Here is a 15,738-nt window from a genome sequence, read left to right as displayed (position 1 = left end):
GTCAATTTGTGTATCTATACAGGTTTTAAAGTGTCACGATAACGACATTGTTTGCATCTCATCGAATTTGCGCGATAATTCCCAATAATGAACATAGCCGACTCTTTCGAGTCGGTTTTTTTATGCCCGCCATTTGAGCGGTTTTTTTTGTTTCTGAGGAATCCAAAATGTATCGAAGCCCAATACGCAACTTAAACTTTGGCGCAGCGCCTAACGAATCGGTTGATGAACAAGGCATGGTAGGTGATTTTGTTGATAGCGTGCAGCGTGGTTTCTATCAAGGTATGGCTGGTACGTTTGAGACTGTCGATCAGTTAACGGGCTTTGGTGGTGGCATTCGAGACTGGTTAAATACTCAAGCCGACAAACAGATCGCTGAGATGTCTGAGGAAGGGCAGAACGCTCTCACTCAAGAAATCTTTACTGAAGATGAAAACGGCAACCTTACGCTTGGCGAGGGCGCGACGAATGCGGCAACCTGGTTAAACTACTTGGGTCAGGGTATTGGCACTATTGGCAGCTTTATCGGTACTGGTGGCGCTGGTGGCGCGGTGGCTAAAGGTGGCGTTCGTTTACTTGCTACCGCAACAGGTAAAAAAGCGCTTGTAGAAACGGCTAAGAAAGAAGCCGCGAAACTTGGCTTTAAAGGCAAAGCGCGTGATTTTGTTGCCAACGCAGCGATCAGTGTGACCGTGGGCAACGGTATGATCGCCAACAACGAGCGAGAAAAGTTCAAAAGCTTGTCGTTCACTGAACTACAGAACAGCCCGGCGTTTTCCGATATGTATTGGAAAATGCGTGAAGACCCAACCAACCAACATCTAAGCGATCAAGAGGTAGGTATGGCGGCGCGTGAGGCGCTGGCAGAAGAAGCGGCAGACCGTGCGTATTTCGACCCTAAAATCACCGCAGTTAATACCATTGGCGGTTTAGCCGGTGCAGTCGGCGGTCGCGGTTTTGGCGTGATGGGCAATATTATTGACCCGAGCAAGACATTAAAAGGCGGGTTTGCGAAAGGGTTTGCCGTAGAAGGCGCACAAGAAGGAGCGCAGGGCGGCATTGAAGCGTTGGTTTCGAATGAAATTTATCGCGATTTTGTTAACCCTGAGCACGACATTATGCAGGGTGTGGCGCCTGGTGCGTTAAATGAAGCGATCATCGGTGGCACATTGGGTGCGTCTGTTGGAGGCGTGGAAGGCTATAAGCAGGGCCGCGAGAACGCCAAGGCCGCTCTTGTTGATGATATTGTAAACGAAGAGGTCGAAGCTCAAGAAACCCCAGTGGAACAACGCAGCCCAGAGCAGCGAGCCGCTGAAGAACCTATTACTGGAAATGCCTCTCTTGATACTGAACTGAATCGACTAGACGATTCTAATAGCGCCGCGAGTGAAGCCCTGCAAGGTTCTAAAGAGCGCCAAGTTGAGAACGCACTCGCGGCTAAACGTCAAGCAAGCCGCTTGGCACTGCAAGAGCGTGGTGTTTTACCTGAGCGAAATGCACAGCAAGATACCTTAGAGTTAGCACAAGCGTTTGACCCCGACCGTTACCAAGCCATTGTTCAAGAGTTATCGAACCCAGATATTGATAACAATCCTGATTATGCCGAGCAGCTCGAGCAAGAATTAATTTCTATGGCAGAACAAGCGAAGCGAATGGATATTGACCCACTTCAGACAAGCATTGATCGCCGGGTTTCCTCTAACCGGATTTCTCCAACGGAAGAGCAGAAACTTCGCCAGCGCCTATCGATTTACCAAGATAAGGGGATTGTCTCCGATAAAGAGTCGGCTATCACCGCTATTGAAGCGTTGCCTCAAGATCGAGCGCAGCGTGAGCAGACCAAGATGGATGCACAGATCCGTGCTCAATATGGATTGGATGAAGACTATCAGCCGACTGAAGCAGCCCAACGCATGCGTGAAGAACAAGGTATCGCCCTCCGTGATGAATTGAACTATCTAGATGCTAAGCCTAAAGCGGCTACTATCACGCCTAGCGATGGACCTACACAACAGGCACAAGCCGTTCAAGAGCGTATCGCCGAGCAAGATATTGAACTTAATCAGCAAAGTATCGTTTCTCGTCGCGACTATGAAAACGCTCAAAGTCAGGCATTTGAATCTGGTAACCCTCTCAATGATGACTTGCTCAATAGGTTAGCAACTGAGCGAGCATCTAAGTTCTCTAATCGCCCTGCATCAATGAAGCTTCGTGAAGAAGGTAGAAAGCCAATTAAAGACTTGGCATCACTGACACAAAAAACAAGAGGGATGAGCAAGCGACTTAAACGCCGTATCCAGCGAGCAAAGGGCTTTGATACCAATGCCGTGCTTCAATCGTTCCAGCAAAACGAGAAACGCTTACAAGCCTATGAACAGGAAGCGAAGAACCAAGCGCGTATCGAGGCTAACAAGCCTGAAAATGTAGCGAGACGACAGTCAGCGGAAGCCTTGTTCGCGGATAAAATGGAATCCCCTGATGCTGCACAGTTTAAAGAAAACTTGATCACTTCAATGATGAATGAAGTGAACCTGATAGTGGATGAGTCGCACGGTACTGTCCTTGAAATAGATGGTCAGGAAGTCAGTTTGCCAGAAGTAAAGCGTCAGCTTTCTAACGGCATTCGGACACTTGCTAACAAATTTATTGGTAAAACGGCTTCCATGAATGAGCGTCTTCGCGCTCGCAGGCAACAGAATGAGGTTAACAATGAACCAGTGTCTGACGTTCAGCCTGATCCTGAGTCAGTGCAAGAAGAATCACCAGATGATGTCGGTGACCAAGCGAGTCAAGAGAGTGAGAAGAACGATTCGTTAGGTAAAGTACAAGCGGTTCGATTAACGGCCTATCACGGGTCGCCTCACAAGTTTGATAAGTTTGACTTAACAAAGGCGGGATCAAACACCGATAGTGGCATGTTTGGTACTGGTATCTATTTTTCTTCGAGTAAAGATGAGGCTCGACGATATGCTAAAGGATCTGGCGAAGTTAAAACGGTAGAGTTGCTCTTCAACAATCCTTTAGTTTTAAATAAAAAGTCAGATATTCCCAACATAGAACAAAGTTTAGAGACGTTAGAGGACTTAGAGAATGCTGACATAGCTTACTCTAACTTGTTTACTCAATACCTACTTGATAATGGGTATGACGGCGTAATCTCAAAAATTAGTGAGCCATATCAGTACGTGGCCCTATCTGCAGATCAAATATCAAACAAGCCAGATGGTACCGTCATAGATGACGGTACCAAATCAGATGTTCGGGATGACCGAACAGCTCAACCTTACGGTAATCCCGAAGAGTTGGAAAATCAGCAGACACCAAGGCTAAAAGAGAACGAGTTGATCACGGCCTTTGCCAAGGCGTCGGAGGAATATGAATTTAACCAAAGATACCGCTACAAGATCGACAAGCTAGAGCCAGCGCGTAAAGCCATTTCTGACGCAATGGAAGCGGCAGGCGCAACCACGCATGATTTGTATGCCTTTGGTCAAAAAGCCGATAGCCAGTACAAGTCAGATCGTGACGAGGCCACTGTCTTAGCGAAAGAATACTTGCCTGATACGGCGATAGAGAAAACGCCAACTCAGCCAAAAGAGAACAATCAAGGCGGAACAAAGCCAAGTACTGAGCCAGAAGCTAAAACCACACAAGAGCCCGAAGTCGAAGCGCTAAGCCATTTCAATGACAGCGAAGTGTCGGGAATTATTGGTCACGTTCAATACATGGCTGAGAAGATGCGCGCCATCGCGTTCAACTGGAAAGAGGGTGATCCGCTAGTCGGGAAATCACCGCGAGCCTTATACAACGAGGGTAATGCGCGAGAGTTTGACTTGATGATTGCCAAGAGTGAATCGCCGAGCGAGTTCCAGCGGTATGTCAATGTACTGAAGCAACAAGGCAACTCTGTGGGCACTGCAATGATGGTGCTAGAGAAAATCCAGTCTCGCCAGGTGAAGAAGCTTTTTGGTGTAAAAACTAATGCCGATGTGAAAGAGCAAGTGGATACAGTGGCGGATCAGCTCGAAGCCTTGGCCATGACTCTCGATAGCTACCAGCACACACCAAAGGAAACCAACAGCAAAGCAGAGAAGATCGAGAAGATAGACGACTTTGGCGAAGTGCTACACGGTGCTCGCAAGCATACATGGGGCGCATTTGGTGACAGTCTTAATAAAGATTACAGCCAAGACGAGATGAAGTCCGAGCCTCTATCTAAGCTTTTGCCGAAGCCAAACTATAAGAAGCTATCAAACGAAGGGGTTTCGAACTTTAACTTGGCAATGATCTCCGTGCTTCGTGGTGCCATCCCTTCCAAGCCTCGGAAGTCGTACCGACTTTCCAGTTGGGTAGAGCGAGTTAATGCAACGCGCACCATGTTAAAGCTCGCAATGGACAACGATAGCCGTTTAGAGCAATCACCTTTCCATAAGTCCACTATGGGCCAGTTGCTAACATCAATCGCTGACGATCTCTCTGTTGAGCAAATTGAAACGCTTGGAAACTTTGAGGCCGAATATTACAACATTGCTAAGAAGTTTGTCTTTAAACGCAAGAAAGCGTATGGGCGAGACTCCGTAGAAGCGGTTTCTATTGAAGAGCTCGGCACGAAAGCACTGCAGCTGCTCAAAGGTGTCGAGCAAGACTCAAAAGGCAGCACGCCTAAGAAGCGCGTTGATATGGCTGTCTACATTAAGCGTTATACCGGTGACGCATTCATTGGCGTTAAGGTTGGCAGTCGTGTTGTTGAAATTAAATCAGGCTTTGAAAGCACCAAGCAAGCCAGACTGTACATGACTGAAAACCAAACAGCGCTTGAAGATGAAGTGATCGCAAGACGCAAAGAGGCGCGTGAGCAGGTGCGTTCAGATAGCAACCGTCCACGAGAGGGCATTGTTGAACGCGAAGGTGATGTGACGCCAGAAGATTTCTCTGAGGCGTTTGGCTTCCGTGGTGTTCAGTTTGGTAACTGGGTGGAAGGTAAGCGTAGGCAGCAAGATTTAAACAATGCGTATGACTCGCTGGTGGATTTGGCCCGCTTGATGGGTGTGTCAACTCGAGCGATCTCGCTGGGCGGCAAGCTTGGCCTAGCTTTTGGTGCGCGTGGTAAAGGAGGTCGAAGCAGCGCGGCCGCGCACTTTGAACCAGGTACCTTTGTTATCAATCTGACTAAGGTGCACGGCAAGGGCTCACTGGCTCACGAGTGGTTTCATGCGCTGGATTATCATTTCGGAGAGGGAACGAATGTATCAGGTCGCAAGCGTGCGGAAGCGATTGAAAGTATTCGCCCGGAAATGGCCGAGAAGTGGAACAACATTAAGAAAGCCATTCGCGAGAGTGATTTACCAAACCGCTCTGAAAAACGCGATGAGCTGCGAACTAAAGGCTATTGGAACACTGATGTTGAGCTGGTGGCTCGCGCTTTTGAAACATGGGTGATCGAACAGAACTCTCATAGCGGTATCACTAACGACTACCTGGCGAATGTTCTTCCTCACAACAATCAAGAAGACTACCCATACCCGACTGCAAAAGAGATGGAGCAGGGGATCTCTGCGGCCTATTCAGATTTTGCCAAGTCGATCCGCGAGCAAGCTGACGATAAGGGAAATGTCACCCTGTATAGCTTGGATGAGTCCCAAGCTACGCAACAGGATAACGATCCTTCAACAGAGCAAGTCAAAGGCTTTGTGGAGAGCATCTTTAAAGGGACGCCAGACTTAGCGCACGCTGAAATGTTGATTGAGGTAGTGAGCTCGGAACAAGATTTGCCAAACCATGTTCGGTACCAAATTCTTAACGATGGGGTAGAGGGTAAGGTCAATGGCCTGTATGACCCACATAGCCAGCGAGTCTATCTGGTGGCACCTAAGATCCCGACTAAAGAGCATGCAGAGCGCTTTATCTTCCATGAGCTCGTTGGTCACCACGGCTTGCGCAGTCTGTTTGGGGAAGATATCAACAAAGAGCTTGCCAATATTCGTAACCTAATTGGTGGAAAGAGCGGCGTTCTCAGCCTAGCGCGAAAGATGAATGTCGATTTAGGCGCATACGTCAATATCACCGACAGGGCGGTGGCGAACAACGAGATCTCTGCTGAGCAAGCGGATTACATTTTGTTTGATGAGCTGCTTGCGCATGTGGCTGAAAGCAAGCGTGTCGCCAGTGCTCTCGACCGATTGATCATGAAGGTGAAAAATTGGTTGCGCCGACACGGTTTTGAATCGTTGGCGAAGTACGGAAAAGCAGACCTTCTCGAGCTGCTGACTAACATTCGCACCTCACTAAACAACCCTCCACCGACAAACCCGCCAAGCGGCAAGCGTGGCCGTGTAAGCTATTCATTGGATAACGGCAAGGCCAACAAGAAGCCTACCTATAGTTGGGTGTCTGAGCAGGCTGGCAAAGGGCTTCCTGATGTCGATAAGGTTCTAAACACAAAGCAAACCAACTTGGTGAAGCGGATTAAATCTGCAATTCAAGGCTTTGCACCAATTGAAGCGCTAGGGCGAAACAAGTACGCAATGCTCACGCTCAGACAGATGAGCGAGGTGGCCGGCTTTGTTGATAAAGAGCTCGGGAAAATGATTGATGGTTATCAGCAAGAGGTAAACTCGATGGTATCCACTCAGAACACCCTAGCAGAAGAAGCTGCGACCATATCTGATGATCTTTCAAAGTGGGCGAAGAAGAACCGTAAAGCCGCCGATCAAATGTTTGACTTTGCCCATGATGCGACCTTGGCAGATGTAGATCCGAGTAAGTCTTTTGAATCTCGTACGGAAGACCTCAAGCGTGAGATTGAACGATTGCAACGTGCCTTAAAGGAGTACAGTGACACGACGTCTGGGCGAGGAAAAGAAATCTTTGAAGAACTCAAAGAAATGCGCGAATTACTCAAGCAAGAGCCCAATCGCCGAAAGGAGCACGCAAGGCTAAGGCCAGTCTGGTCCCGACTCTCCAAAGTGCAACAAGCCAAGTTTCGCGAGATGCGCGATTACTACATTAAGCAAGGCGAGCGGTTTGATAAAGCGCTAGAAGAGAATATCAATCGCGCTGTGGAAGATCAGAAGACCCGCAAAGAAATGCTGGCAAAACTCAGACAACGCCAAGAGGTGCGAGCAAAAGGGTTGTATTTCCCTCTGTCTCGCTTTGGTGACTACTGGTTAGACTTTGCTGACAAGAACGGCGAACGCCAGTACATGATGTTTGAATCCAAAGCTGAGATGGAAGACTTACGAGACAGACTTCGTGACGAGGGAGTCGAGGTTAGATCAGGCATGAAGGCGCAAGGCAACGAGGGGCAGCAAGTCTCTCTCCCATTTGTCGCTGATGTAATGAGTTTAATCCGCAATAGTAAAATGAACCAACACAACGCCGATACGCTCTCCGATCAAGTGTACCAAATGTATTTGCGGACATTGCCCGGCCGATCGCTGCGTAGACACTTTATCCACCGTAAAGGGGTGGAAGGTTTCAGTAATGATGCGATTCGCGTTCTTGCTGATAACGGTTTCAAGCAGTCTCGCCAGCAAGCCAGATTGGATCACATGGATATTCTCGACAATCACTTGGTTGCCATTAAGAAGTACGCTGACACCGCGCCAGATAACGCAGAGATCAGTCGTATTTCAGAGGAGCTAGATAAACGTCACGAGTGGGTTCGTAATCCCCAGCGTAGCGCATGGGCACAAAAACTCACCTCCATTGGCTTTACTTGGTTGCTTGGTTTAACACCTGCGGCCGCTTTGGTGAACTTAACCCAAAACCTGCAAGTCGCGATCCCGGTACTTGGTTCGAAGCATGGCTTTGCCAAGTCCAGTGCAGTCATGGCCAGTACGTCAAAAGAGTTTTTGAAAGCAGCATCTAAAGCGTTAACAGGCAGTGAGCGTAAGCGTGGTTATGGTGTCATGGGCAACTATCTCAGCGGGCAAGAGTTGGAAGCGTTTCGCCAGGCAGTGAAGCAAGGTGTCATTGATACCACTCAAGCGGCTGACCTAGCCGGCCTAGCCGAAAACCCCAACGCGAAATACTCAGGCACCTGGAACAAAGCAATGAACGTGATTGGCTGGTCATTCCATAACGCTGAAGTATTCAACCGTGAAGTAACGTTTATGTCAGCCTATCGCTTGGCCAAGGAAAAGCATGGTGATCACCAGAAAGCCATTGATGAAGCGATTAAGGATACGTGGGAAAGCCATTTTGATTACACCTCGACAAACCGTGCTCGATTCATGCAATCAGATATGATGGCAGTTGCCTTGCAGTTTAAGCAGTACTCACAAAATATGACGTATTACTTGTGGTCAAACCTAGCCAAATCGTTAAAGGGCGAAACGCCTGAAGTGAAAGCGCAAGCCCGCAAGCAGTTGCTCTCTACTTTAGCTATGACGTTTGGTATTGGTGGTTTAGGCGCCTTGCCTATGTGGATGATTACCTTACCAATTGACGCCGCACAAGCTGCTTTTGGTGATGACGATGAGCCATGGAGTGCCGAAGTTGAGCTTAAATCCATGCTGGCCGAAGCCGTTGGTAATGAGAATGCGGCGTTGGTTTGGTACGGTTCTCTACCTTCTATCTCGGGCCGTATTTCCCTTAATGACCTTTGGGTGCGTTCAATCGACCGCGACATTGAAGCCGATCAGCGCTATCTAGAATACATCAAGCAGGCGCTTGGTCCTGTTCTTGGTGGTATTGGGTTTAGCTTTGCTCGAGGCTTAAGTGATATTGGCGGTGACTTTGGCATCCGAAGCGCAGAGCAAATGTCACCTAAAGTGGTGAAGGATATGCTCAAAATGGCGCGATACATTAATGAAGAGGGCGTTTATACCCGAACAGGCGCACAGGTTATTGGTGATATGTCAGCAGCAGAGCTCGCTGCTCAAGCGCTCGGTTTCTCGTCTGGCCGCGCCAACATTCAATACGATGAGAACAACGCGATTAAGAACTACGAGGTTCACTTAACCAAGCGCCGCTCTCAGCTGGTCAATGGCTACTACACCGCATATCGATTGGGCGATCAAAGTGCGATGAAAGAAGTCATGGCAAAGATTCAAAAATGGAACCAAAGCAAGTATGGCCGTATGAATCCGATCACCAATGACTCAATCAAACGCTCTATCAAGGCTCGCTTAAGAAACCTTGAGAAAACAAACTCAGGCGTTCGCATTAGTGATAAGTATCATTCACTTATTATGGAGTACGACTATTTCTAACTGGTTCTTTTGGGTGATGTCATTCCACGCAAACAGGTGAAATTTTGAACTGAAATCTCATTTGTTTGCATTTTTACTGATTTGTTTATAATTAGTGAGTTGGTTGGTTTCCTTTTTTAGTTTGAGGAGATCATGCTTGTGGATGAACTGGTAAAGAAAGAATACTCAAAACTGGCCGTTCGAATATTTCCAACTTTAACCAAGAAACAGGCGTTACCAGTTCTATTCTTCTTTATATTTGGTCGCGATGAAGCTGCTCGTCAGTTAGGCGTTTCAGTTGATACCGTTAAGTCCAGCGTTCGCAGGGCGAGGGTGACGCTTCGGCGCAGAGAAGGGGATGATTTGGAGAGCTATTTCTTGCGAAGGTTGATAGATAATTTCAAGGATGGACACTGAGCTGACCGGGTTCTGGAACGGCAAAATAAGCTTTCTCTAATAAATGAGAGCTAAATCTCAAAAATAATCCATTCCTAAAATGCAAATCGAACCCTTTAGGGGTTCGCTTTTGCATCCTGCAATTTCTCTTGATTTGACATTATTGATAACATAGCTACCAGAAATAAAAGAAAACAAAACCATACATATTCAGAAGCTAGGTGAACAATGATAACCATCCATTTCGATACTACTTAAAGTCTTGCCAGGTAACTGACGCAGTTCATTGCACAACTCTAATTTCTTTAGCCTCACGGTTTTTACGTGCGTTTCCTAATAAGGAAAGTGCGTTTTATCTTATTTGTCACGAGGGGCGGTAATGAGTCGGAGAAATATACCAACATCAAGGGATCTACATGGATGATACAGATATTCTGGTCAAGCACTTAACCAATCTCACTTATGCTTTGGAGCGCGACAACCTGTCGGATGCTTACAGGGCCGCGACCGTAGAACGTTTGGCCAAACTGATTGAGAAGTTAAAACAAAAATGAAATGAAAAAGCAGGGACAATCCCTGCTTTTGTTTTTATCGCTGTCTATATTTTTCGACAACCATGTAAGCCACGTAGCCAATACTGCATAGCCCTGCGTACACTGCGACTGCAATCATGGGTTATCTCCTTTCATTATTGCCCCCAAGTCAAAGGCCTGTTTCTGGGTCGTCTTCATGTGAAATAGTTGGTTACCGTGTTTCTCTTCCCACTTGAGCGGATTGTTTCTTAGTTCCTTTGCATGTGATTTGCACAGCGGAAAAGTAAAGAAGTCTATGCCTGTCTCGCCCATTTTCATTTCACCGTGACCAATAACATGCTGAGCCACTTCTGCAGGCTCTCCACACACGCAGCAACGTTGCTTGAGTACAAAGTCTATGTACTCATTACTTTGCCAACGCTGAGCTTTAGGATTGCGCATATACATAGCTGGTGGATCGCTATCAATGGAAAAGAGCACGGCAGGCTTAGCGAGGCGTGCCAGTTGGTCTTGCTGAGTTTCTGGGTTGTAACGAGCGTCGGTGTCGATACTGCCGGTTAATCCGAGTCGTTTGCTGGTGGCTTTTCTTGGAAACTGGCGATCGAGAATTGACTGGGGAAGCAGTTCAAACACGCCATTGCGAACAGCCCACCAACAAAGATCAGCCTCCGTAACTGGCAATACGCTACCATGCAGTTGATGTGATACGCGCTGCAAACCATGGCGAACTGAGTTCAACCGTGCAATTCGAAAAGCATTAGGGTCCGTGTCGGCTAAGTTGTCGTGATGCCAGCAAAGCCGAATTGCACCCTCGCCAGTGGTGCGAGTCTTTAGGTTGTGATCACAATACCCGTTGTCTGCCAGCTGGCATTTATTAAGTGAATCCGCATAGCGAGAAGTAGGACCAATTAACTTCTGAACATCGCGGTCAGCGAAGAACGACACAAGTGTTGAATCGTCTTGTTGCAAGTACGTGCGTTTATCGACTGACAGCTTTTCACCAGGTGACACCAAGCCGATTTGCCCTTGCACAATTAACTCTTTGAGCTTGTCGGCGATCCCTTCAAGCGGCACAATGGCCGCTTTTAGGGTTGGAACAATGTCGATATCAACCTTCAACATTGCCTGCCGCCTTTTTTCTAGACTTTTCTTTCTGTAAATGACGAGTGAAGAACCAAGCGAACATTGGCCAGAAAAAGAATAGCGAAAGAATGGTGAAAAACTGCTCCTTGAAAGAGCAAGACTCTGTGAAATCTGTTTTCCCTCCACAAATCCAAGCGCCTACAAAAGAGATGATCATCATTACACAACTGCCAAGGCAAAAGTAAAACGTCCAAAATCCAGTAATGAGCTCAATTGAAGGATATGGGATAGAAATCGTTATCCAATTCATGCGGCCTCCTCGAAAAGTTCTTTCTCGGCAATAATGCGCATCTCTAGCTCTACAGCTTTTTCGTACTCAGCCCTCGCACCTCGAGAGTTTTCCCAACCATCGAGCATGACTACGGCGTGGCAGCAGCTAAGCATCGGAATGCAAATTGCCATGTACTCTTCCCACTCGAAACCTTCTGGTAAGATCGCGGGGTTCATAACGCGAAAACCTAAACCAGTCAGCTTGTCAGCTACGGCATTAAAGTTTTCTTTGTAGTTATCAATGCCAGTGATTGGCCCTGCAATGTAGATCTTCATTGGCTGTTCACTTCCTTTTCAATTCGCAAAGCCCATTCAGCTGCTTGGAGTTTTGAATTTCTGCTATTAGGTATCTCAGTTCGGCCAAATTCGTACCAGTCAGCGCCAATAGCTATCGCAAGCCATTTCGGGCCGATACGCCTTAAAGAACAAAGGAAGTTATCGAATGAATGGTAAAAGTAATCAGGCTCAGATTTATCGATATGCCATTCAATCGCTTTTGCCTCATCGCTTATACCTAACAACTCAAACTCACATGGAGGCTTGATTCCGACTTTCTCAAAGTAGAATTTTACTGGCTTCTCAGAGAGATCAACTAAGCCCAGTCGTTCCAGTTGACGTAAGCCAGTAGAGCCTTTGAGTGTGTTTTTAAATTGCTCTGCGACAATGTAACGGTAACCTTCAATTGAGTATGAGTGCTTGAAGTTGTTGCAAGGTGCACAAGACGGAACAAGGTTGTCGATAGTATCCAACTCAGGATAGGCGCAGCTCTTCCCCGTGGTGAAGCTGGTTGTTCTACCTTGTTCGTTTAATACAGGAACAATGTCTCTAACGATTGGGTGAAAGTGATCGGCATGCCAGCCTTTCTCTGGCAATTCGCAGCCACAGTAAAAGCATTTGCCTTCAGTTTTGTTCCAGATCTCTTGTCTTTTGTTTTTGGTCATTGGTCTTTACCTTGTGAATGTAATTTGAATCAAGAGTCGGCAAACAGAATGTGTGATGTTCTGTTATCCCAGTCTTTCTTCATTGGAAGTTTGCTATTGATGTAATGGCTGTATAGCCACTTGGCTCCTTTCAGAGTCAGGCCGAGTGACGCTCGGTTTTTACCGCCGTGCTCATTAAAGGAAACTTTGAAATAACGATCGCGGTAATATGCCGTTGGCTCTAGCCCCGCTTTCGTTCTGGTAAGGGCGCCGATATTGATCAGGTAGTTGTTTACCTGTTGGATATTGACGCCATTAAGTTGCTTACAAAATGCTGGTGGCGTCATTCCGCTTGCGAACTGAGCCGTAACAGCATTGCAAACACCTTGAAGACGACTAACTTCTAACTCGGCTTCGTTCGCTCTTTGGGTTTCGAGTTGCTTGCGCTCGAACTCAGCCGCCCAAGCTCTGGCAGCTTCGGCAGGATCATTGAAATTAGGAAGGGCAGGGGAAGAAAGTTTTTCTTCAAGTTCGCGCCAGCGTTTAACCAACTTAGCCGTGAACTCTGGTGAAAGTTGGGCTACAACGATATAACTAGCTTCTTCGCCAACGTGGTAATTGGTAACCTCTCTTGTTACAGCCCCGGCTTGTACCGTTTCCCCCATTGGGGTAAACGTGATTAAGCCTCTCTCTGCGAGCCGTTCAATAGATTGCTTAACTTTATCAGGGCGAGTATTAGTAAGAGTCGCAATCTCACGATGTGACATCGTAAGGGGTTTATGATTCGACTGACTTGAAACCAATTGAAGGTGTGCATTATCCTTAAGCATATGAAAAGCTCCTGTGTATATTGGCTGTTGGCACGACTAATAATACATAGGGGCTTTTTTGTTCGCAAATTTCAAAGACTCGAACGAGTCACTTTTATTCCTTAATGAGATCGTGGTTGCATTATTTTGACCTTTTAGGGGCTTAAAATTCTCCAATAAAACGAGTTTGAGGAGTCGACTTGTCACGATGTGGACATAAGGATATATGGTCGTGTGCATTATGTAACACACAATGAAACACGTAGATGGTGTCTCGAGCGAGTATTTTATTTAAAACATAAGGTTATGTGCTTAATCCTGATTCCTCACTCACCGCCACATTCTTGAAGAAAGACGTCCTAGGACGTCTTTTTTTTGTGTTTGTAAAGCCACACAGTAAAGTGGTTCGTATCAAGAGATAGCTTGTGTTAGCTGCTCACTGAACGTGTTTTTTCTGTGGTAAGTCGTGAGTAAGTTTTTAGTTGCTCTAGTAAAGCCGACATACATCACGCGCGCTGCGTCCACTTCATCATCTTTATCTTTTGGTAAGTAACTTCCGTCAATCATTACAACAGTTTCAAACTCTAACCCTTTGCTGCTACGGACAGGGATCAGATTTATCTTATTCGCGCTAGGGTTATATTTCTTTTTAAAGGTAGAGGTTGCTAACCATTGAAATGGTACGTCAGAACCTTTCAGTACATCAGCCATTGCTTTGCCCGAAGAATGGGTAGGGTACAGAATAGCAATTTCTTTTGACTCCATACCTTTTGCAATCCATTGATGAACGCAGCGAAGAACAAACTCGGCTTCCTGAACTATATTGTCAAATTGCCTCACAATGGGTGTAGTGCCATTGCAGCCAGCGCCTTCTGGTTCTATTAATGGTATCTCTTTATGTTTAAAACCTTCGAAGTACCTTTTGGCAAATTTGTAAGAGAAATCAAGGATTTCTCGTGTATTACGGTAGTTAAGTTTGAGTATGGTAGTGCGTCCCTGCGCTTGAATGCCGACGCTAGCTAGTGAGAAATCTAGCCCTGAGCTTTTCTTATAAATAGACTGAGCATCATCATAAAGAAGTAATAATGAATTAGTGTCCGGATCAATCATCTTGGTGACTAGAGTGAGCCATTCAGGTTCAAAATCATGGCCTTCATCAATCAACACTGCTCCGTATTGCCCTGACGGTATTTGACCAAATTCGACTCCTTGAATAACAGTTTCGACGCTTAGCTCAAAAGGCTTTCTTTCGTCATCTTCGATGAGGTTTACGTTATAGGTTTTGAGTTGCTGTCCGCACCAATCGTGAAAATGATAAACCTGAACTTTTGCTGAAATCCCTTTCTCATCTATAAATGTGCGTAATTTTGCGGCCAGAGTTATGTTATAGCAAAGGACCAAAATAGGTTTATTGAGAGTATCCGCCAGATGCAAACATCGATATCCAAGTATTAAGGTTTTTCCTGAACCAGCAACACCATGAATGACACGGTGCCCTTCGCCTAAGCTGCGAGCTAATTGCTCTTGCTGAATGTCCATTATTTTTACTATATCTGGGATAGTTTCTGAGAGGCTTTCTTTATGCACTGGAGCTTCGCCAAACAGTGAATTTTGTTGATGGTTAATTCGAATCTCTGGGTATAGATGCCAACGAATACGGTCTATTTGTGGAAGTGTTAATTTGTAATCAAACTGATAGTTGAACATTTCCCATAAGCGATTTTGAAAGTGTTCAGGATCAGCTGATTCTCTCATTTCATCACTGCAAATGACGAGGTGGCTTTGTAAGATACTTTCCTGTGCATCCAGCGGAATTGCTTCGTTAAGTTGCTTACGTGAAATGAAAGGCAGCACCACACCATAACCAAAAGGGAAACAGAGCTTACCATGGTATTTAGGGCTTTGACTCAGGAGCTGCTTATCCTTGGAGAGTTTATTCACAACGGTGTAGGCACACTGGCGTACTTGCTCAAGTGGGTTAGCTATGGTTTTCAAGCCATTACTTGTTAGCAACTCGACATGCTTAGCATTAATCGACTTTATGTTCTCTATCTTCCAGTCTTTTACTTCGAGAAATAGAAGACCTCGTTGCGGATGTAAAACCGTAAAGTCTGGGTAGCGGCGACTTTTTCCGACAGGTATGTCAAACCAACAAAGATAATCGCTTTCTAGAAGAGCCTCCAAACGACGTGCGAAACGTTTCTCGCCCCGTTCCATTTTGGATAAACAAGTGTTCAATGAAGGAATTAGCTCAGCCATACAAACCCATTAGCCGTACAATTTTTGTTAATGTACGCTGTATTTGCTGTGCAACTAAATGATTATGTTTCGAGAGTTGGATCTAAATCTCATATTGGTCGAACTAACCTCTAAATATTGAAAGGCATTGGCCAAGCTGCTTTAGATAAGTTAGGGAGTGAACATTTGATAATAGTTGTTTAATGTACCTCGCAGTCCCTCATTCCTCCTAATA

General features: G+C 46.2%; 9 protein-coding genes. 3 read left to right on the top strand and 6 right to left on the bottom strand.

Translation table 11 applies throughout. The features are described 5' to 3' along the window. The first annotated feature begins 167 nt into the window (after nucleotides 1-167). The 3 genes from ACU01J_RS06780 (at nucleotide 168) to ACU01J_RS06770 (ending at nucleotide 10,144) form a co-directional block, all read left to right on the top strand. Nucleotides 168-9,215 carry a PLxRFG domain-containing protein gene (locus tag ACU01J_RS06780; protein WP_481084985.1) on the top strand — a complete coding sequence of 3,016 codons (9,048 nt, stop codon included), beginning with the start codon at nucleotides 168-170 and terminating at the stop codon, nucleotides 9,213-9,215. A gap of 138 nt (nucleotides 9,216-9,353) precedes the next feature. Beyond that, nucleotides 9,354-9,611 (top strand): sigma factor-like helix-turn-helix DNA-binding protein, encoded by a 258-nt coding sequence (locus ACU01J_RS06775; protein WP_481084984.1) that lies wholly within the window; start codon nucleotides 9,354-9,356, stop codon nucleotides 9,609-9,611. Nucleotides 9,612-10,006: 395 nt separating this feature from the next. Continuing rightward, entirely contained in the window at nucleotides 10,007-10,144 is a 138-nt protein-coding gene (locus ACU01J_RS06770) for a hypothetical protein (RefSeq protein ID WP_481084983.1), read from the top strand. Nucleotides 10,145-10,258: 114 nt separating this feature from the next. Here ACU01J_RS06770 and ACU01J_RS06765 read toward each other — a convergent pair whose 3' ends face one another. The 6 genes from ACU01J_RS06765 to ACU01J_RS06740 form a co-directional block, all read right to left on the bottom strand. Then, nucleotides 10,259-11,245, bottom strand: a complete 987-nt coding sequence (locus ACU01J_RS06765; protein WP_481084982.1) for a DUF968 domain-containing protein — start codon at nucleotides 11,243-11,245, stop codon at nucleotides 10,259-10,261. Then, on the bottom strand, nucleotides 11,232-11,516 hold the full coding sequence (locus ACU01J_RS06760) for a hypothetical protein (RefSeq protein WP_481084981.1): 285 nt from the start codon (nucleotides 11,514-11,516) through the stop codon (nucleotides 11,232-11,234). The genes ACU01J_RS06765 and ACU01J_RS06760 overlap by 14 nt, the downstream gene beginning before the upstream one ends. Then, the gene (locus ACU01J_RS06755; protein ID WP_481084980.1) at nucleotides 11,513-11,812 is read right to left on the bottom strand and encodes a DUF4406 domain-containing protein; all 300 of its coding nucleotides are present in this window, start codon (nucleotides 11,810-11,812) and stop codon (nucleotides 11,513-11,515) included. Before ACU01J_RS06755 ends, ACU01J_RS06760 begins: the two co-directional genes overlap by 4 nt. After that, nucleotides 11,809-12,477 carry an HNH endonuclease gene (locus ACU01J_RS06750; protein WP_481084979.1) on the bottom strand — a complete coding sequence of 223 codons (669 nt, stop codon included), beginning with the start codon at nucleotides 12,475-12,477 and terminating at the stop codon, nucleotides 11,809-11,811. Before ACU01J_RS06750 ends, ACU01J_RS06755 begins: the two co-directional genes overlap by 4 nt. 29 nt (nucleotides 12,478-12,506) lie before the next feature. Beyond that, entirely contained in the window at nucleotides 12,507-13,286 is a 780-nt protein-coding gene (locus tag ACU01J_RS06745) for a Rha family transcriptional regulator (RefSeq protein ID WP_481084978.1), read from the bottom strand. 390 nt (nucleotides 13,287-13,676) lie between these two features. Further along, a complete protein-coding gene (locus ACU01J_RS06740; protein WP_481084977.1) occupies nucleotides 13,677-15,524 on the bottom strand; it encodes a 3'-5' exonuclease in 1,848 nt (615 codons plus the stop codon). Nucleotides 15,525-15,738 lie beyond the last annotated feature (214 nt).

Source organism: Vibrio sp. 2433-A1 (genome assembly GCF_056726085.1).
This window is presented reverse-complemented; position numbering and strand designations above follow the sequence as displayed.

Coding starts and splice junctions, on each gene's coding strand:
- ACU01J_RS06780 (WP_481084985.1), top strand. CDS start 168: ATGTATCGAAGCCCAATACGCAACTTAAACTTTGGCGCAGCGCCTAAC.
- ACU01J_RS06770 (WP_481084983.1), top strand. CDS start 10,007: ATGGATGATACAGATATTCTGGTCAAGCACTTAACCAATCTCACTTAT.
- ACU01J_RS06765 (WP_481084982.1), bottom strand. CDS start 11,245: ATGTTGAAGGTTGATATCGACATTGTTCCAACCCTAAAAGCGGCCATT.
- ACU01J_RS06760 (WP_481084981.1), bottom strand. CDS start 11,516: ATGAATTGGATAACGATTTCTATCCCATATCCTTCAATTGAGCTCATT.
- ACU01J_RS06755 (WP_481084980.1), bottom strand. CDS start 11,812: ATGAAGATCTACATTGCAGGGCCAATCACTGGCATTGATAACTACAAA.
- ACU01J_RS06750 (WP_481084979.1), bottom strand. CDS start 12,477: ATGACCAAAAACAAAAGACAAGAGATCTGGAACAAAACTGAAGGCAAA.
- ACU01J_RS06745 (WP_481084978.1), bottom strand. CDS start 13,286: ATGCTTAAGGATAATGCACACCTTCAATTGGTTTCAAGTCAGTCGAAT.
- ACU01J_RS06740 (WP_481084977.1), bottom strand. CDS start 15,524: ATGGCTGAGCTAATTCCTTCATTGAACACTTGTTTATCCAAAATGGAA.